At 68.1% G+C, this 17888-nt stretch carries 18 protein-coding genes; 6 read left to right on the forward strand and 12 right to left on the reverse strand.

Annotated features, from left to right (window positions below; genetic code table 11):
- The first annotated feature begins 139 nt into the window (after positions 1-139).
- Positions 140-742 carry an HdeD family acid-resistance protein gene (locus BJ972_RS03275; protein ID WP_129174159.1) on the forward strand — a complete coding sequence of 201 codons (603 nt, stop codon included), beginning with the start codon at positions 140-142 and terminating at the stop codon, positions 740-742.
- 56 nt (positions 743-798) lie between these two features.
- Here BJ972_RS03275 and BJ972_RS03280 read toward each other — a convergent pair whose 3' ends face one another.
- Positions 799-2781, reverse strand: a complete 1983-nt coding sequence (locus BJ972_RS03280) for a S9 family peptidase (RefSeq protein ID WP_129174161.1) — start codon at positions 2779-2781, stop codon at positions 799-801.
- A gap of 8 nt (positions 2782-2789) precedes the next feature.
- Positions 2790-3554, reverse strand: a complete 765-nt coding sequence (locus BJ972_RS03285) for an SDR family oxidoreductase (protein ID WP_129174163.1) — start codon at positions 3552-3554, stop codon at positions 2790-2792.
- Positions 3555-3636: 82 nt separating this feature from the next.
- On the opposite strand from BJ972_RS03285, the gene BJ972_RS03290 reads away from it, so the two are divergent.
- The 4 genes from BJ972_RS03290 to BJ972_RS03305 all read left to right on the forward strand — a co-directional run bounded on the left by BJ972_RS03290 (position 3637) and on the right by BJ972_RS03305 (position 6273).
- Complete coding sequence (locus BJ972_RS03290; RefSeq protein WP_129174165.1) at positions 3637-4107, forward strand: NfeD family protein; 471 nt, start codon at positions 3637-3639, stop codon at positions 4105-4107.
- A gap of 16 nt (positions 4108-4123) precedes the next feature.
- The gene (locus BJ972_RS03295; RefSeq protein WP_129174167.1) at positions 4124-5050 is read left to right on the forward strand and encodes an SPFH domain-containing protein; all 927 of its coding nucleotides are present in this window, start codon (positions 4124-4126) and stop codon (positions 5048-5050) included.
- Between the two features lie 2 nt (positions 5051-5052).
- Positions 5053-5808, forward strand: coding sequence for a glycerophosphodiester phosphodiesterase family protein (locus BJ972_RS03300; RefSeq protein WP_129174169.1), 756 nt, complete (start codon positions 5053-5055; stop codon positions 5806-5808).
- 96 nt (positions 5809-5904) lie between these two features.
- Complete coding sequence (locus BJ972_RS03305; protein ID WP_129174171.1) at positions 5905-6273, forward strand: RNA polymerase-binding protein RbpA; 369 nt, start codon at positions 5905-5907, stop codon at positions 6271-6273.
- Here the strand turns inward: BJ972_RS03305 and lnt are convergent.
- From lnt to BJ972_RS03350, 9 genes are read right to left on the reverse strand one after another with little or no spacing between them, the layout of a single operon-like run.
- Positions 6270-7856, reverse strand: a complete 1587-nt coding sequence (gene lnt / locus BJ972_RS03310) for an apolipoprotein N-acyltransferase (RefSeq protein WP_129174173.1) — start codon at positions 7854-7856, stop codon at positions 6270-6272. The genes BJ972_RS03305 and lnt overlap by 4 nt on opposite strands.
- Positions 7853-10285 (reverse strand): DEAD/DEAH box helicase, encoded by a 2433-nt coding sequence (locus BJ972_RS03315; protein WP_129174175.1) that lies wholly within the window; start codon positions 10283-10285, stop codon positions 7853-7855. The genes lnt and BJ972_RS03315 overlap by 4 nt, the downstream gene beginning before the upstream one ends.
- Before the next feature lie 41 nt (positions 10286-10326).
- Complete coding sequence (gene tatC, locus BJ972_RS03320; protein ID WP_129174177.1) at positions 10327-11082, reverse strand: twin-arginine translocase subunit TatC; 756 nt, start codon at positions 11080-11082, stop codon at positions 10327-10329.
- A gap of 45 nt (positions 11083-11127) precedes the next feature.
- On the reverse strand, positions 11128-11340 hold the full coding sequence (gene tatA, locus BJ972_RS03325; protein ID WP_129174179.1) for a twin-arginine translocase TatA/TatE family subunit: 213 nt from the start codon (positions 11338-11340) through the stop codon (positions 11128-11130).
- Between the two features lie 36 nt (positions 11341-11376).
- Positions 11377-12354 (reverse strand): helix-turn-helix transcriptional regulator, encoded by a 978-nt coding sequence (locus BJ972_RS03330; protein WP_129174181.1) that lies wholly within the window; start codon positions 12352-12354, stop codon positions 11377-11379.
- Positions 12354-13370, reverse strand: coding sequence for a helix-turn-helix transcriptional regulator (locus BJ972_RS03335; protein WP_129174183.1), 1017 nt, complete (start codon positions 13368-13370; stop codon positions 12354-12356). The genes BJ972_RS03330 and BJ972_RS03335 overlap by 1 nt, the downstream gene beginning before the upstream one ends.
- A gap of 48 nt (positions 13371-13418) precedes the next feature.
- Positions 13419-14282, reverse strand: coding sequence for an FKBP-type peptidyl-prolyl cis-trans isomerase (locus BJ972_RS03340; RefSeq protein ID WP_129174185.1), 864 nt, complete (start codon positions 14280-14282; stop codon positions 13419-13421).
- A gap of 49 nt (positions 14283-14331) precedes the next feature.
- Positions 14332-15330 carry a tRNA (adenine-N1)-methyltransferase gene (locus BJ972_RS03345; protein WP_129174187.1) on the reverse strand — a complete coding sequence of 333 codons (999 nt, stop codon included), beginning with the start codon at positions 15328-15330 and terminating at the stop codon, positions 14332-14334.
- Positions 15327-16013 carry an HAD family hydrolase gene (locus BJ972_RS03350; protein ID WP_241830779.1) on the reverse strand — a complete coding sequence of 229 codons (687 nt, stop codon included), beginning with the start codon at positions 16011-16013 and terminating at the stop codon, positions 15327-15329. The genes BJ972_RS03345 and BJ972_RS03350 overlap by 4 nt, the downstream gene beginning before the upstream one ends.
- A 73-nt stretch (positions 16014-16086) precedes the next feature.
- Between BJ972_RS03350 and BJ972_RS03355 the strand changes: the two genes are divergently transcribed.
- Positions 16087-17004, forward strand: coding sequence for a proteasome assembly chaperone family protein (locus BJ972_RS03355; RefSeq protein WP_129174189.1), 918 nt, complete (start codon positions 16087-16089; stop codon positions 17002-17004).
- A gap of 21 nt (positions 17005-17025) precedes the next feature.
- On the opposite strand, the gene BJ972_RS03360 is transcribed toward BJ972_RS03355, so the two are convergent.
- Positions 17026-17880, reverse strand: a complete 855-nt coding sequence (locus tag BJ972_RS03360) for an undecaprenyl-diphosphate phosphatase (RefSeq protein ID WP_129174191.1) — start codon at positions 17878-17880, stop codon at positions 17026-17028.
- Between the last annotated feature and the right edge of the window lie 8 nt (positions 17881-17888).

The following is a 17888-nucleotide window of genomic DNA, read 5'->3' on the forward strand; positions in this document are numbered from 1 at the left end:
GCCGTCAGCATAGTTCGGACGTGCGACAGCGCCACAGCGACGGGTGGACTTCTGGTGAACCGCCGCGCGTGTCGCTGGTGGCTACGCGACACGCCGCAATAGTCTGGCCACACAGGTACCACCCAGGAAAGGTCTACCCATGTCATCCACACAGCCCTCGGCCTTCGCCTCGTTCTCGCTCAACGGGAAAGACCTCACGAAGTCCGCCATCAGCGCGATCCGCGTCGCCCTCGGAGTGAGCGGCGTGGTCGCCCTCATCATCGGCATCATCATCACCGTCTGGACGAAGGAAGCAGCACTCGTCCTCACGGCTCTCATCGGCGTGTACTTCATCGTCGCCGGACTCGCCTACCTCGGTATCGGACTCTTCGCCAAGGGCTTGAGCGGCGGTGCGCGTGCCCTCGACATCATCCTCGGCGTGCTGCTCGTGATCTCGAGCATCATCGTCTTCACGAACCTCACCGACTCGGCCGTCATCCTCGGCATCTTCCTCGGTGTCTTCATCGGTGTGCTGTGGATCGTCGAGGGTGTCGTCGCCCTCGTTCAGAGTGGTGACTCCGGTTCGCGCGGGTGGGCGATCTTCTTCGGAATCGTCAGCCTCATCGCCGGTATCGTCGTGCTCTTCTCCCCGCTGTGGGGCACCGTGGTGCTCTTCATCTTCGCGGGCATCAGCCTCATCGTCCTCGGTGTGCTGCAGATCGTTCGTGCCTTCACCTTCGGCAAGGGCGTCGCAACCGTCTGAGCAGACGACGACGAAGGGCGACCCCACCTCGGGGTCGCCCTTCGTCGTTTACGGGCTCAGACCGGCAGGTACCGGTTCCACCACTCGATGATCGCCTCGAACCGCTCGACGCGGTGACGCGGTCGTCCGGAACGGCTCAGTTCGTGATCCTCCCCCGGGAACACGAGCAATTCGGTCTCGACCCCGTTGCGCTTGAGCGACGCGTAGTAGCGCTCCGCCTGCCCGAGCGGGCAGCGCAGGTCGTTCTCCGAGTGGATGACGAAGGTGGGCGTCCTCACCTGATCGACGACGGCCTGAGGGCTCTGCGAACGCTGCAGCGCGGCATCCGTTCCCGTGTACTCGTCGGCGAAGAAGTCGCCGATGTCGGAGGTGCCGACGACGTACTCGGGGTCGAGGAAGCCGCGTTCCACGATCGCCGCGGCGAAGCGGTGGTCGTGCGCGATCGCCCAGGCCGTCAGATATCCGCCGTACGATCCGCCGAGGATCCCGAGGCGGGTCGCGTCGAGCGCGCTATCGAACGCGAGAGCGCTGTCGAGAAAGTCGAGCACGTCGGTCAGGTCGACGCTGCCCATCTTCTGACGAATGACGCGGCCGTGCGCTTCGCCGTAGCCCGCCGAGCCGCGCGGGTTGCAGAAGACGACGGCGTAGCCCGCATCGGCGAGCACCTGCGCCTCATCGAAGAGGTGCACCGAGTACTGCGAGAACGGACCGCCGTGGATCATGAGGAGCGTCGGATGCGGGCCGTCGCCTTCCGGGCGGACGATCCAACCGTGAACGGTCGACCCGTCGCGAGTGGGGACGGTGATCTCCCGCGGCCGGGCGATGCCCGCGGCGCGGATGTCGGCGGAGAAGTCGGTCAGCCGACGGTGACCGGCGCCGTCGATGACGACGAGGTCGCCGAAACTCTCGGCCGACTGCACGGAGGCGACGACGACGTTCCCCGCCGCCGCACCCGTGACCTCGACGGCTCCGTCGAGAACCGGCGTCACGTCGCCCGTCCGCGTCACGGAGAGGAGCTCGACACGGCCGCGCGTGCGATTCTGCACCAACACGGCGTCGGAACCCGCCGGGGTGATGCGACTTCCGACCTCGCCGAGGTCGATCGTCTCGGCATCGGTCAGCCGGGTCGCTGAATCGCCCTCGATCACGAAGAGCCCGGTGTTGCGCGCGACGAAATCGCGCCCCGACTCCCCCGTCTTACTCGCGAGGACGACCGGCACGTCGTCGAAACCGACGACGAGGTCGCCGATCGACAGGCCGGCGGTCGGCGAGAGGATGACGCGGCGCGCACTCTCGCCCGCCTCGATGCCATACGCGTAGACGCCGGAGTTCAGATCGATGTCGCGTTCGTCGTGCAGTGCTTCGACGACCCAGAGCTCGGTGCCATCGGGCGAGAACGTGAACGCACCGGCGTCGCCCTCCGGGCTCGAGAGCGCGACGCCGGGAGTCACGGGCGACGCCTCCTGCGTCGATCCGTCGCGTTCGGCGATCGGGGCGACGAACGGTGCACCCTGCAGGTCGGGGGAAGGAAAGAGGTGCACGCGCGCGGGGCGATCGCCGGTGTAGCCGACGCCGTTCGAGCGGTAGCGCAGCGTCGTGAGGCGGCGGGGAGCCTCGGCTCCGGCGGACATGCCGTCGACGGATCCGTATCGTCCGAGCTCCGGGACGCGCGCGCGGAAGGCGAGAGTCGACCCATCGGGCGACCACTGGAACGCGTCCACACCGAGTTCGGCATCGGTCACGATGATCGGCTCCCCGCCGCGCGCGTCGGTCACGGCGAGCTGAGTCGGCTCACCGGGTGCTGCGCGGAGGAAGGCGAGTGCCGATCCGTCGGGCGAGAACTGCGGGGAGCCGTCACGGAACCCCCGGGTCAGTCGCCGCGGCGGCACCGAACCATCGAGTGCGACCTCCCATAGCTGACCGACGTAGGCATCGGCCGCGAGGTGAGGACGGGTGACGGCGACGACGGCCCGCTCACCCGACGGATCGAGCGTGGGTCGTGACAGGTTCGACAGCAGTTCGATGTCGACGGCGCGCATCGGGGCGCCTACTCGGCCGCGAAGCCGGAGACGTCGCCGACGTAGCGTGTGTTCTCAGCGGGCACGGGCTCGACGACGGCCGAAGCGACCTCGGCCGCGAACTCCGACACGTTGTAGAGACGACCGGCGTCCTGCTTGCGCGCATCGATCGCGCCCGGGTTGGCCCGCTCGAGCAGGGTCGCCGTGATCGTTCCTTCGATCATGTCGCCCGAGACGACCACGAACTCGATGCCGGCGGCATCGAAGGCGGGGATCTTCTCGCGCAAGGCGTCTTCACCCGCGCGCTTCGAGAGGGCGACGGGCTCGTACTCGGGCATCGTCGCCGTCGTGCGGATGAAGTGGGCCTGGTGGCTCGTGACGAAGACGATGCGGGCACCGGCCGCGAGGTACGGGAGCGCCGTGTCGACGACGTTGACCTGGGCGTCACGGTTGAGCGTGAGCGCGTAGTCGGCGGCCATGCCGGACTCCATGCCGCCCGAGGCGTTCAGCACGAGCACGTCGAGCGGGCCGAAGGTGTCGGCGGCGGTCGTGATGAGCTCCCGCACGGAGTCGGCATCGGTGAGGTCGGCGCCGACGGCGATCGCCGTTCCGCCCGCTGCGGTGATCTCACCGACGAGCTTCTCGGCGCGAGCGGCCTTGTTGCGGTAGTTGATGACGACGCGGGCTCCGGCGGCGGCGAGGTAGCGAGCCGTGTCGGCTCCGATTCCACGCGACGAGCCGGTGACGAGTGCGGTCTTTCCGGCGAGCGAGCCGGGAGCGAGAGGAGTGTTCACAGTCCACGACCCTACCAAGGGGGTCGGTCTGACGCCGTGGCTGCTAGTTTCGAATCACGCTCACGACGACGAGAGGAACGCGATGATCGACATCACCGATTATCTGTGGATCATCTGGCTCTCGTTCATCGTGATCTGCGTCATCATCGAGCTGTTGACCCTCGAGTTCACGTTCCTCATGATCGCCTTCGGATCTATCGCGGGCCTCGGCGCCGAACTGCTCGGCTGGGAGTGGTGGGTGCAGATCCTGCTCGCCGCGATTGTGTCGGTGCTCCTGCTCTTCACGATCCGTCCGCTCCTCCTGAAGAAGCTCCGGACCGGTGAGGATCCGACGCCGAGCAACATCGCGGCGCTCCTCGGCATGCGCGGCCGAGTCGTCTCGCCCATCGTCGAGACCGGCGGGCTCGTCAAGCTCGCGAACGGCGAGACCTGGACGGCGCGAATCGCGTCGAGCACCGAGCAACGCACCATCGAGACCGGCGAGGACGTCCTCGTCACCGTCGTCGACGGGGCGACCGTCGTCGTCGTCCCGGTCGAACGCGCCACCGTCTGAAGAGAGAGGACACATCATGCCTGACGTCGGAGGACTCGTTCTTCAGATCTTCATCGTCGTGCTGCTCGTCGTCGTCGCGATCTTCGTCGTCATCGTGCTGTTCCGGGCCATCCGGATCATCCCGCAGGCGTACGCGGGCGTCGTCGAGAGGCTCGGTCGATACCACAAGACGCTCAACCCGGGGCTCAACATCCTCGTCCCCTTCATCGACCGGGTGCGCCCGCTCGTCGACATGCGCGAGCAGGTCGTCTCCTTTCCGCCGCAGCCCGTCATCACCGAGGACAACCTCGTCGTCTCGATCGACACCGTCGTCTACTTCCAGGTGACCGACGCCCGCGCGGCGACCTACGAGATCGCCAACTACCTCGGCGCGGTCGAGCAGCTCACGACTACGACGCTCCGCAACGTCGTCGGCGGCCTGAACCTCGAAGAGGCGCTCACGAGCCGCGACAACATCAACGGGCAGCTGCGCGTCGTGCTCGACGAAGCGACCGGCAAGTGGGGAATCCGCGTGTCGCGCGTCGAGCTCAAGGCGATCGACCCGCCCCTCTCCATCCAGGACTCGATGGAGAAGCAGATGCGCGCCGAGCGTGACAAGCGCGCCGCCATCCTCACCGCCGAAGGAACCAAGCAGTCCGCGATCCTCGAGGCCGAAGGGCGCCGCCAGGCGGCCATCCTGAGCGCCGAGGGCGACGCCCAGGCGGCCATCCTCCGAGCCGATGGCGAGGCGAAGGCGATTCTCACGGTCTTCGAGGCCATCCACCAGGGCGACGCCGACCCGAAGCTCCTCGCCTACCAGTACCTGCAGACCCTTCCGAAGATCGCCGAGGGAACCGCGAACAAGCTCTGGATCGTGCCGAGCGAGTTCTCGGACGCCGTCAAGAACATCGGTGCGGCATTCGGCGTCAAGGGCGACGGCACGCAGAACCGGCCGCCCGTCTGAGCATGCAGGTCGAGTTCTTCGGGGGAACGCTCCCCCGCGTCTTCGCACACCGCGGACTCGCCGTCGACGCGCCCGAGAACACCCTCCTCGCGTTCGCGCGTGCCGTCTCGGCGGGAGTGCGCTACATCGAGACCGACGTGCACGTGAGTCACGAGGGCGTGGCGATCGTGGCGCACGACCCCGACCTCAAACGGGTCGCCGGACGACCGGTGCGCATCGACCAGTTGACGGTGCCGGAACTCCGGAGGATCGACCTCGGCTCGGCTCAAGGCTTCTGCACGCTCGAGGAGGCGCTCGACGCCTTCCCCGAGACGTGCTTCAACATCGACGTGAAGACGGATGCCGCGGCGCTGCCGATCTCGCGGGCCATCGCCCGAACCCGTGCCGAGAAGCGCGTCCTCATCGCCTCGTTCTCCGATGCCCGCAGGAAGCGCGTGCTCGCGGCTCTCCCGCGAGTCGCCTCGTCGGCCGGAAGCGCGACGATCGCTCGGGTACGTGCCGCGCTCTCGGCCGGAGCGGTGCGCCGCGCTCTCGCCGATGTCTCGGCCGTGCAGGTGCCCGAACGCTACGGTGCCCTGCGCATCGTGTCGCGCACGTTCGTCGACCGCGTGCACGCGGCGGGCCATGAGGTGCACGTCTGGACGGTCAACGAGACCGACGACATGCAGCGGCTCCTCGATCTCGGCGTCGACGGCATCATCACCGATCGCGCCGATCAGGCACTCGACGTCGTGCGACGCCGATCACCTCGACCCTGAGAGTCCCCTGGCAGAACAGCCCCTCGCGGAAAGAGAACGCCCAGCTTCGTCGTTTATAACTGATGAGGATTTGGGGAGAGCGAGAGGAGAACGGCCATGGCTGACCGGAGTCTACGAGGGATGCGGCTGGGCTCACAGAGCCTTCAGAGCGAGGACGGCGTGATCTTCGCCGATCGCGCGCAAACGACGTACTTGTGCGCCGATTGCGGACGCGAGACTGTCATGGTCTTCGCGAGCGACGCCGAGCTTCCCGATGTGTGGGAGTGCCGCACGTGCGGACACGAGGCGACCCGCCTCGTCGACGCCAAGCCCGTCGAGATCGATCGATCCGGCGAGAAGGTGGCACGTACCCACTGGGACATGCTGCTCGAGCGCCGCACGCGCGCCGAGCTCGAAGAGCTGCTCGAAGAGCGACTCGCCTACCTCCGCGCACGTCGCGGTGGACAGCAGAAGATCGGGGCCTAGTCGCCCGAGATGATCGCCCGTCGACTCTGTCGGCGGGCGATTATTGCTGCCGCCAGCAGGGTGCCGAGTGATGCCAGAGCGATGGTCCACGGCACAGCGGCACCGAGTACGACCGAGGGAGTGAGTCCGGTCCGCAGCTCGACATCCGTCACCATTGCACCGGCCTCGTACGCGGGAAGCGCATCGATCGTCCTGCCCGTCGGATCGATGACCTGACTCGTCCCGACCGTCGAGATGTTGACGATCGAGCGTCCCGTCTCGATGGCGCGGAGGCGCGCGATGGCGAGCTGCTGCATGTTCTCGTCCGTCCCGCGGAAGTCGGCGTTGTTCGTCTGCAGCAGGTAGAGCTCGGCTCCCTCGCGCGCGCCCTGCCAGATGACGTCGTCGTAGATGACGTCGAAGCAGATCGCGAGCCCCGCGATGGTTCCGTCGAGATCGAAGACGGGCGGCTTCGTGCCGGGCGAGTATCCGCGCTGCACGAGGCCGATGAGGTCGGGGGCGAGCGCGTAGTAGAAGTCGCGATCGGGGATGTACTCGCCGAACGGCACGGGATGCATCTTGTCGTAGGTCGCGACCGAGCCCTCGCCGGAACGCCACAGCATCGAGGTGTTGAAGAACTCGTCACCCGTCGTCGTCACCGTGTTGAGGAGGAGCGGCGCATCGGCCTCCTCCGTGAGGCGGTCGAGCAGACGTGCCGTCGTCGCGTCGCGCGTCGGATCGATGTCGGACCCGCCCTCGGGCCAGAGGATCACGTCGATGCCGGGAGTGTCGAGGATCGGCTCGGTCGCCGCGAGCGACGAGGCGAGCAGATCGCCCCGCTGCCGCTCGTCGAAGTAGCCCGCCGGGCCGTTGCCCTGCACGCTCGCGACCGTGTACTCGCCCGCCGAAGTCGTCGGCCACGCCGGCAGGCCGAGCAGGAGGGCGAGCGTGACGGCAGCCGGGATGACGGTGCGGACGTCGCGCAGCGCGCGGACACGTGACCACTCGATGACGGCGGCGACGAGCAGCACCATGAGGAACCCGAGCCCGGTCGACCCGACCCACGACACGACGTCGGCGAACGGGCTCTCCGACTGGCTGAGCGCGGCGCGCCCCCAGGGGAACCCGCCGTAGGGGAACGAACCCGTGACCGCCTCACGGACGACCCAGAGCCCCGCGACGACGAGCGGGAGCACCACGAGACGGCCGATTCGGCCTGGCCACGCCCGCGGGAGCCACCGGTACGCGAGGGTGATGAGCACCGCTCCCCCGGCGACGAAGAGCGACTCGAGCACCGAGAGGGCGAGCCACGGCACCGGGCCGAGGTAGAGGCTCGTCCACGAGACGTGGTTGAGGTAGAACGCGAGCCCGAAGACGAGCCCGACGAGGAACGCGCTGCCCGCTCGACGACCGATGAGCGACACGAGAGTCATCGCGATGCCGACGAAGGCGAGCGGCCAGATCGAGACGTCGGGGAAGGCGAGGTCGTAGACCACTCCCCCGAGACCGCTGACGATGAGCGCCGCCCACAGCGGGAGGAACGGCGAAGGCCGGGCGGCCACGGGGCGCGCGGCGGTGACCTCGGCGGCAGTCGGTGCGCTCATGCGACGGTCGCGTAGGCGACGACCCCGCGCCGCACGGCATCGATGGCGGCACGCGCCGTCGCAGCGAGCTCCGGAGGCGCGACGAGCGAGATCTGATCGAGCAGATCGATCGTCTGCTTCGACCAGCGCACGAAGTCACCCGCAGCAAGGTCGGCCTCTTCTAGCACGGACCCGAGCGGGAGACCCCGCGCCCAGCTGTGCATCGCGAGGCTGAGTCCGGTGGAGATCGGCTCGGTACCCGGAAGACGGTGTTCGCGTTCGACGTCGTCGAGCTCGCTCCAGGCATCCGTCGTCAATTCGAGGGCGCGCCGGAATGCGCCGCGCGGGAGGTAGCGATCATCGATGGGGTTCTCTTCGCGCCGCGGTTCGAAGACGAGCGCCGTGGCCATCGCGGCGAGTCCCGCGACATCGAGGTCGTTCCAGTAGCCACGACGCAGGCACTCGGCGACGAGCAGATCGCGTTCGCCGTAGATGCGGCGGAGGGACACGCCGGCATCGGTCAGCGTCGCCTCGCCGGCGTCCGACACGCGCACGTAGTCGAGCTCGAGCAGCACGTCGGTCACCCGGTCGAAGATCTTCGCGACGGCTCCGGTGCGCGTGCGGATCTGTCGGGCGAGGTCGTCGCTCTCGCGGCGCAGACGCCACCAGCGCTCGGCCCAGCGGGCGTGCGCCTCGCGGTCGGAGCAGCCGTGGCACGGGTGCGCCTTCATGCGCTTCTTCAGATCGGCGATCTGCCGCTGGATGCGCTCGCGGTTGCCGTGGGACAGCCCCGCCTTCGATGCCTTCTTCTCGAGGTCGCCGAGCTCTCGGCGGATGCTCGAGTACTCCCGGAAGTCGCCGAGGTGGCACTGCATCGACCGCTCGAAGCCGGCGAGCGACTCTTGCTGCTTGCGCACCGTGCGCGCGAGGTCGACGACGGAACGGTCGGCCTGGAACTGCGCGAAGCTCGACTCGAGGATCTCGCGCGTGCGTTCGCGCCCGAACTGCTCGATGAGGTTGACCGCCATGTTGTACGTCGGCCGGAAGCTCGAGTTCATCGGGTACGTGCGGCGCGAGGCGAGCGAGGCGACCGCTTGAGGGTCGAGGCCGTCGACCCACTGGATGACGGAGTGGCCCTCGACGTCGATGCCTCGGCGGCCCGCGCGGCCCGTGAGCTGGGTGTACTCGCCGGGCGTGATCGGAACGCGAGCTTCGCCGTTGAACTTCTCGAGCTTCTCGAGAACGACCGTGCGCGCGGGCATGTTGATGCCGAGTGCGAGGGTCTCGGTCGCGAAGACTGCCTTGACGAGCTTCTTCTGGAAGAGTTCTTCGACGACCTCCTTGAAGGCCGGGAGCATACCCGCGTGGTGGGCGGCGACGCCGCGCTCGAGGCCCTCGAGCCACTCCCAGTAGCCGAGCACGGCGAGGTCTTCATCGAGCAGGGTGCGGCAATGTTCTTCGACGATCGCGCGGATCTCTTCGCGCTCGGCCGAGTCGGTGAGACGGATGCCGGAACGCAGCACCTGACGCACCGCCTGGTCGCAGCCGACGCGAGAGAAGATGAAGAAGATCGCCGGCAGCAGGTTCTTGCCGTTGAGCATCTCGACGACGTCGGGCCGGTCGAGTCGGCCGACGCGATTCGCCTCGGCGTGCCAGCGGCCCCGGTCGGCGCCGCGCCGCCCGCGTGACGAACGACCCTGGATCGAGCGGCCGCCGGCCTTGGCGAGCTGCACGAGTTCGGGATTCACCCGGTGCGTCGCGGCCGTACCCGACGAGTCGAACAGGTCGAGCATCTTCTGACGCACGAGCACGTGCTGTTCGAGAGGAACGGGGCGCTCCTCCGAGACGATCACGTCGGTGTCGCCCCGCACGGCCTGCATCCAATCGCCGAACTCCTCGGCGTTGGAGACGGTCGCGCTCAGTGAGACCATCCGCACCGACTCCGGCAGGTGGATGATGACCTCTTCCCACACGGCGCCTCGGAACCGATCGGCGAGGTAGTGCACCTCGTCCATCACGACGAAGGCGAGGTCGGTGAGCAAGGGCGAGTTGGCGTAGAGCATGTTGCGCAACACCTCGGTCGTCATGACGACGATCCGGGCGGAGGCGTTGATGTTGGTGTCGCCCGTGAGCAACCCGACCTCGGAGGAGCCGTACTCGGCCTGGAACTCCTGGAACTTCTGGTTGCTGAGCGCCTTCATGGGCGTCGTGTAGAAGACCTTCGCGCGCGGCTCCTGCATCGCGATGTAGACCGCGAACTCGGCGACGATCGTCTTGCCCGCACCTGTCGGGGCGGCGACGAGGACACTGCGGCCCTCGTCGAGCGCGATGCAGGCCGCACGCTGGAACGGATCGAGGTCGAAACGCTGACGCGCGGCGAACCCCTCGACTCGCGGTTGCCGTTGACGCGACTGGGCGGCGGCGAAACGTTCGGCCGGGGAGAGGGTCATCACTCCCCCAGCCTAGACAGCCGCGCTGGGAAGATCGCCCGTCAGCCCGCGAGTTCCGCGTCGAGTTCGGCCGCTCGCTTCGCGACCCGTCGATCGTGGAGATAGGCGATGAACCACGCCGCGAAGTACAGGCCGATCATGGGGATCGCGAGGAGGAACATCGAGATCACGTCGGCGGACGGCGTGGCGATCGCCGTGAAGAGCACGATGACGAGGATCGCGACGCGCCACGCCTTGATGATCGCGGCCGCGCTCCAGACCCCCACGAAGTTCAGCAGCACGATGAAGACCGGCACGACGAACGCGACACCGATCGCGACGACGAGCTTCAGGACGAAGTCGAAGTACTCCCGCGCCGTGAGGAGGCTCGCGGCCCCCTCGGGCACGAAGCTCGTCATGATGCGCACGATGTTCGGCAGCACGAACCAGCCGGCGGCGCAGCCCGCGAAGAAGAGGGGTACAGCGCTGAAGAGGAAGGCGAACGTGTAGCGCTTCTCGCGTCGGTTGAGGCCGGGGACGAAGAACGCGAAGATCTGGTAGAGCCAGACCGGGCTCGAGACGACGATGCCGACGGTCAGCGCGATCTGCAGACGCAGATCGAAGGCGCTCGTGATGGTCGGGAAGATGATCCCCGTCGCCCCGTCACGCGCTTCGGCGACCTTCGAGACCGGCTCCTGGATCGCGTCCCAGATGAACAGGTCGGTGAGGATCCAGCCGATGATGCCGCCGACGACGATCGCGATCGCAGCAGCGAACAGTCGACGGCGCAGTTCCACCAGGTGGGCGCCGAGCGACATCCGTTTCTCGCGGTTCTCACCGCGAGTCTGCCGGGCGCTCACGCGCTAGGAGACCGGCTTCTGCGGCTCGTCGCCCGTCGTGTCAGTGGTGACGTCGGACTTCGGCGCCTCGCTGGAGTCGCTCCGAACCTCCGACTTCAGGATCTTCATCGACTGACCCAGGCTGCGAGCGAGCGCGGGAAGCTTGGGTGCGCCGAACAACAGAAGGATCACGACGAGAATGATCAGAGCGTGCCAGCCCGTGAAACCTTGCCACATGATGATTCATCCGATCGTGAAGAGCGAGAGTCCAGTCTAACCCGAGACCTGATCATCGCCCTCGTAGAGCGCGGCACCGGCTTCAGCCCACTCCGCGACGGCGGCGCGCGCCTCGAGCGGATCGATGACGCGGACCACACCGGGAAGGCCGGCGACGAGCCGCTTCAGGCTGTGCACATGCGCGACGCGCACCGACACGCGAGTGACCTCCGCTCCGGCATCCTCGATGCGCGCCCGATAGTCGGCGAGGAGCGGCAATGCGCTCGACGCGACGTCGAGCGTGACGGTGAGGTCGTCGGCCGAGTTCTGGAAGAGCGTGTCGGGAAGCGTGACGTCGGGATGATCGGCGACCGGCACGTCGGAGACGAGGACCTCGCTCATGCGGTCGAGTCGGAACGTGCGCACCGCCTCTCGGCGGTGGCACCAGGCGCGCAGGTACCAGTCGCGATCGGCCGACTCGACGCGCAGCGGGTCGACGACGCGACGTTCGCTCTCGCCTCGCGCATTGACGTAGTCGAACTCGAGGCTGTGCGAACCCGACACGGCGTCACGGATCGTCGCGAGCGTCGAATCGACGTCTCCTCCGGCGATCGCGACGGCGCTCGGCGTCGACGACGCGCCGCGCGCGAGTTTCGCCATGAGCGACGCGATCGAATCGCGGTCGATGTTCTCGGGAAGGCCCGAGAGGTACTGGAGCCCGGCGATGAGAGCGGCGGCTTCACGCGACGAGAAGCGCGGCGAGTCGTCGATCGCGACCTGGTGCACGATGACGATCTCGTCGTGCTGCTCGAACGAGTCCCAGTCGATGTCGAAGAGATCGTTGTGCAGGTAGGCGTTCGTCGAGCCGGGCACGCCCGACATCGCGATGACGGTCACGGCCTGACGGATGTGCTCGGGCGTCGTCGAGAAATGGCGGGCGGCATCGGCGACGCTCACGCGCGAACGGTCGATGAGGAAGGGTACGAGGGCGAGCAGGAACGTGAGCTTGTCCTGGGCCCGAAGTGGTGCGGCCATCAGATCTCCCCCGTACGGTGGGCCTCGGCGACCGCGAGCAGACGCGCACGCACGGCATCGGCGAGTGAGGCGGGTTCGACGACGCGCACCTCGGGGCCGAAGCCCGTCAATTCGTCGGCGAACACGTTGGCGTCGGTGTAGTGGACGACGAGGCGCTCCCCCGCGCGTTCCGCGCCGGGCCGCTTCGTGAGACGGATGTCGGCATCGCTGCCGCGCACGACATCGAGCGTCGCGGTGCGAGCGCGCCACACGTCGTCGAGCCCGGCGATCGCCTTCTCGGCCTGCCCGGCTCCGGGATCGTCGAACGACCCCTCGGCATCGAGCTCGACATCCCCGACGATGCGGGAGAGGAGGAACGTGCGCGAGTCGTCGGCGTCGCGATCGTGTCCGAAGAGGTGCCACCGACCGTCGTGCAGCACGACGGCGTACGGCTCGACGGTGCGCGTGCGCGGTGCCGCCTCGCCGGGCTTGAGGTAGCCGAACCGGGCGAGCTGGCGCCGGTCGACGGCGACGCTCAGCGGCTCGAATGCAGCATCACGCACACGGAGCTTCGGCGCGTAGCCGATGACCCATTCCTGCGACTCGATGCCGAACGAGCGGAGCTTGGTCAGCGCTCGTCTCGACTCCGTCGAGAGTGAGCCCTCACGCCAGACCGTGGCGGCGAGACCGAGGAGCGAGAGCTCTTCCGGAGAGAACGTGATGTCGGACGGGAGGTCGTAGAGACCCTTCGGGATCCGATACCGCGCCGTGCGGTTGTCGCCCGGGCTGTCGGGCGAGTCGATCGTCTCGATCGGAATACCCAGTTCGCGGATGTCGTCCTTGTCGCGCTCGAACTGACGCTCGAGGCTCGCGTTCTGACCGCCGTGCTCGTGACGTTGGCTGTAGCCGTGCACCGTCGAGAGGATCTGCGACTTCGTCAGGCCGGTCTCGGTCGCGAGGAGCGCGAGCACCAGGCTGAAGAGACGCTCCTCGACGGGCACGGGAGGCTCGCTCGATGAGGCTCGGTTCGCAGGCACAGAGGCGATCTTACCGGCCGGTGACGTCGGTCACCGGCATCCGTCCGATCAGCCGATGACCCCGAGCAGGTCGATGACGTTGACCGTCGCCGAGCCGTTCTCGGTCGGGATGATGACGATGAGCTGGCTGCCCACCTGCTGGCCGACGATGGCGTCGGTGATGGCCTTCTGGGTCGCATCGGCCGAGGCAGGGTCGAGCAGCACCGCGTTCGGCGTGCCGGCCTCCCACGTCGTCGAGACGAGGTCGTTGGTGTCCCAGTTGACGATGGCCTGGTGGAAGACGGCCGTCTGGCCCTCCTCGAACGTGTCGCCCGAACCCTGGCGCAGCACGGAGGACTCGACGTCCTTCGGCGCGTCGGCGTCGGGAACCGTGATGCCGGGGCGTCCGTCGGGGGCGAGGACGACTGCGGGGAATCCGTCGCGGCCGGGGCGGGGGTCGCCGTCGGCACGAGCCGGGAAGGTCTGCGTGACGTCGAACACGACGACGAACGAGTTGCTCTCGCCATCGCCCTGACCGAGTTCGGCGCTCGCGATGACGGCGACGACGCGCGAGTCGGCCGACGCGCACGCGAGTGCCTTGTCGAAGCCGTCGTTGGTCTTGCCGACGGGGAAGGCCTGCGGCGCGGTCGCCTGGAGCTGCTCGCCGGTCGACCCGTCGAACGCGGTGACCGAGGCGATGACGAGCTGGCCGTCGTCGATGCGATCGCCCGTGCCCGCGATGTCGGTGCGGCACTCGGTGGTGTCGACGGAGATCGGGGTCGGGAAGTCGGCGGTCACTGCCTCACCGAACTCGCCGGTCACCGACACCAGGTCGGCATTGGGTGACGCAGCGGGCTCGTCGCTCGTGGCACAGCCGGCGAGCGACAGGGCGAGCACTGCAGCAGCAGCGAAGGGCGCGATCTGACGGCGCACGGATCCTCGATTCCTCTTTCCGAACGGGCGTTGACCGCCCCGATGAATCCTAACGGGAGTCGGCGTCACGCGATTTCGCGAGCTCGGCCGCGGTCTCCGAGGCGCGAACGCGCTTGCGGAGGCTCTTGTCGCTCACGGAACGCTCGCCGAGCGCTCCGGGCGTCCACGCCTCGACGTCCGCGTCGGAGTAGTCCGACTTCGACGGGCGGCGCTTGAGCTCGGGCAGTTCGGTGCCGGGGGCGAGACGACGGGCGGTCAGGAGGAAGCCGGTGTGGCCGATCATGCGGTGGTCGGGCCTGACCGCGAGACCCTCGACGTGCCAGCCGCGCACCATCGTCTCGGAGGACGACGGGTTCGTGTAGAGACCCGAGCCGCGGATCGCCTCGGCGACGCGGGAGAGCTGGGTGGCCGTGGCGATGTAGCAGAGCAGCACGCCGCCGGGCTTGAGCGCGGCGGAGACGGCGGGAAGGCACTCCCACGGAGCGAGCATGTCGAGCACGACGCGATCGACGGTGCCCTCGTCGGCGACCTCGGGGAGCACCTCGGCGAGATCGCCGAGCGTGATCGACCAGTTCTCGGGGTCGTGCCCGAAGAAGGTCGCCGCGTTGCCGCGAGCGACATCCGCGAACTCCTCGCGACGCTCAAAGGAGTCGAGGCGGCCCTCGGGACCGATCGCGCGCAGGAGCCACAGTGACAGCGCACCCGAACCGACGCCGGCCTCGACGACGTGGGCACCGGGGAAGATGTCGGCCTGCGCGAGGATCTGCGCGGCGTCCTTCGGGTAGATGATGGCCGCACCGCGCGGCATCGACATCACGAAGTCCTGCAGCAGCGGGCGGAGCGCGAGGTACGACTCGCCGATCTTGTTCGCCACGACGGAGCCGTCGGGCAGACCGATGATGTCGTCGTGCGCGATGGGGCCGCGGTGCGAGTGGAACAGCTTTCCGGGCTCGAGGGTGATCGTGTGCAGCTTGTTCTTCGGGCCGGTCAACTGGACACGGTCGCCCGCGCGGAAGGGGCCGCTCGAGGCGGGGCGGGCGTCGTTCATGCGGTCTCCTCCGCGTCGGTCGCCGAGCGGAACGCCGCGACGATGTCATCGACGGTGCGGCCGTCGAGTGTGGGCCAGATGACCGTCGCCGACGTGTCGTCGAGGTCGAGGATGTGGGGAACGCCGATCGTCGTCATCCCCGCGGCGATGGCCGACGCCACGCCGGGAGGCGAATCCTCGATCGCGACGCAGTCTTCGGGGGCGACGCCGAGCGCCGCGGCCGCGGCGAGATAGGGCTCGGGGTGAGGCTTGGGGTTGTCGACCGAATCGCCCGTGACGAGGAGCTCGAAGGCGTCGAACGGGATGCCGCCCACGATGTCCTCAGCCATCGAACGGATCGACATGGTGACGAGGGCCGTGCGGATGCCGCGCGAGCGGATCTCCTCGAGGAGCTCCTTCGCACCGGGCTGCCACGGCACGCCCTGCTCGACGAGCTGGCGGCGCACGCTCTCGGTGAGGTTCTCCACGATCTCGTCGGCGGGAAGGTCGACGCCGTAACCGCGGAGCACCTCGGCCGAGCTCCAGAGGCCCGAACCGACGAGCTGGAGCGCGTCTTCGTGGGTCCACCGGCCGCCGAATGACTCGACGAGTGCGGTCTCGGCGGCGATCCAGTAGCGCTCGGTATCGACAAGGGTTCCGTCCATGTCCCACAGGACGGCGGCGGGAAGCAGTGGAGTGGTCACGAGCCGCAAGTCTACGGGCAGGTCTTATCCTGGAACTCGACCGGGTACTCCGGTCACGACGGAAGCGGGGTCCATGCCAGCCAATCCCAACGGCACGATCGGGAGTCGACTTCTCCTCGTCGCCTTCGAGGGCTGGAACGATGCCGGCGAGGCGGCGACGGGAGCGGTCAAGGCCGTGAGCGATCGTCTCGACCTCATCGAGCACACGACCGTCGACCCCGAGTTGTACTTCGACTACCAGTTCTCCCGACCGACGATCGCGTTCGACGAGCGCGGCCGACGCTCGCTCACGTGGCCCGGTGCCACGGTGTGGGCGCCCGCGCCGATCTCGGTTCCCGTCGACGATTCCGAGAAGCCCGAACGGGTCTCCGGCGTCGGCGCCGACGGGCTGCACATCCTCATCGGAACCGAGCCCGCCCGCAGCTGGAAGGCCTTCGCCGCCGAACTCATCGATTCCGCGCTCTCCGCGGGCGTCGACGCGATCGTCTTCCTCGGCGCGATGCTCGCCGACGCTCCGCACACCCGACCGCTGTCGGTGTATGTGACGAGCGACAACGACGAGATGCGCAGCGCTCTCGACATCGACCGACCGAGTTACGAGGGGCCCGTCGGCATCCTCAGCGTGCTCGCCGACGCCGCCGAGACCGCGGGGATCCCGACGCTCTCGCTCTGGGCCTCCGTGCCGCACTATGTGCACAACGCTCCGTCGCCGAAGGCCGTGCTCTCGCTCGTGCGGAAGCTCGAGGAGCTCACGGGACTCTCGATCCCCGTCGGCGAGCTCGAAGCCGATGCCGCTGCTTGGGAGGCCGGAGTCGACGCTCTCGCCGCGGAGGACGAGGACATGGCCTCGTACATCGAGGGTCTCGAGCAGGCGCGCGACACGGTCGACGCGCCCGAGGCGAGCGGCGAGGCCATCGCCGAGGAGTTCGAGCGCTATCTCCGCAAGCGCGGCGACGACAAGGGCGATGAGCCGCGGCATCCGCGCAGCTGACTCCCCCGCGTCATCCGTTCGCTACGGCAGCAGGACGCCCGTCGCGAGCAGGATCATGAGCGCGCCGCCGGCGACGATGCGGTAGATCACGAACGGCAGGAAGCTGCGCTTCGAGATGTAGCGCATGAAGAACGCGATCACGACGAGGCCGATGACGAAGGCCACGACGGTCGCGATGAGCGTCTCGAACGGCCCGAAGATCTCGGGCTTGCAGTTCGTGGCGGCGGCCGTGCACGGCTCGGCGATCGACTTGTAGACCTGGTAGAAACCACTGCCGAAGACGGCGGGGATGGCCAGGAGGAAGGCGTAGCGCGCCGCTGCGGCCCGCTCGTAGCCGAGGAAGAGACCCGCGGTGATCGTGCCGCCCGAACGCGAGACGCCGGGGATGAGTGACATCGCCTGAGCGAACCCGTAGATGACGCCGTGCGGGTAGGTGATGTCGCCGAGCTTCCGTCGCTTCGCGCCGACGTGGTCGGCGATGCCGAGCAGGATGCCGAAGGCGATGAGCATCGTCGCGGTGATCCACAGGTTGCGGAACACCGTCTCGATCTGGTCCTGGAAGAACCATCCCAGCACGACGATCGGGACGGAGCCGATGATGATGAGCCACCCCATGCGCGCATCGGGGTCGTTGCGCGGAACACGCCCGGCGAGCGACTTCGCCCATTGGCTGATGATCCTGACGATGTCGCGCCAGAAGAAGATCACGACGGCGAGCTCGGTGCCGATCTGGGTGATCGCGGTGAAGCGGGCCCCCGGGTCGCCCCCCGTGCCGAGGAACTCCCCCACGACGCGCAGGTGGGCGCTCGAGGAGATCGGGAGGAACTCGGTGAGACCCTGGACGATGCCGAGGATGATGGCGTTGAGGAGCTCCATGTACCGCG

It is taken from the genome of Agromyces atrinae (genome assembly GCF_013407835.1).
GTDB lineage: Bacteria > Actinomycetota > Actinomycetes > Actinomycetales > Microbacteriaceae > Agromyces > Agromyces atrinae.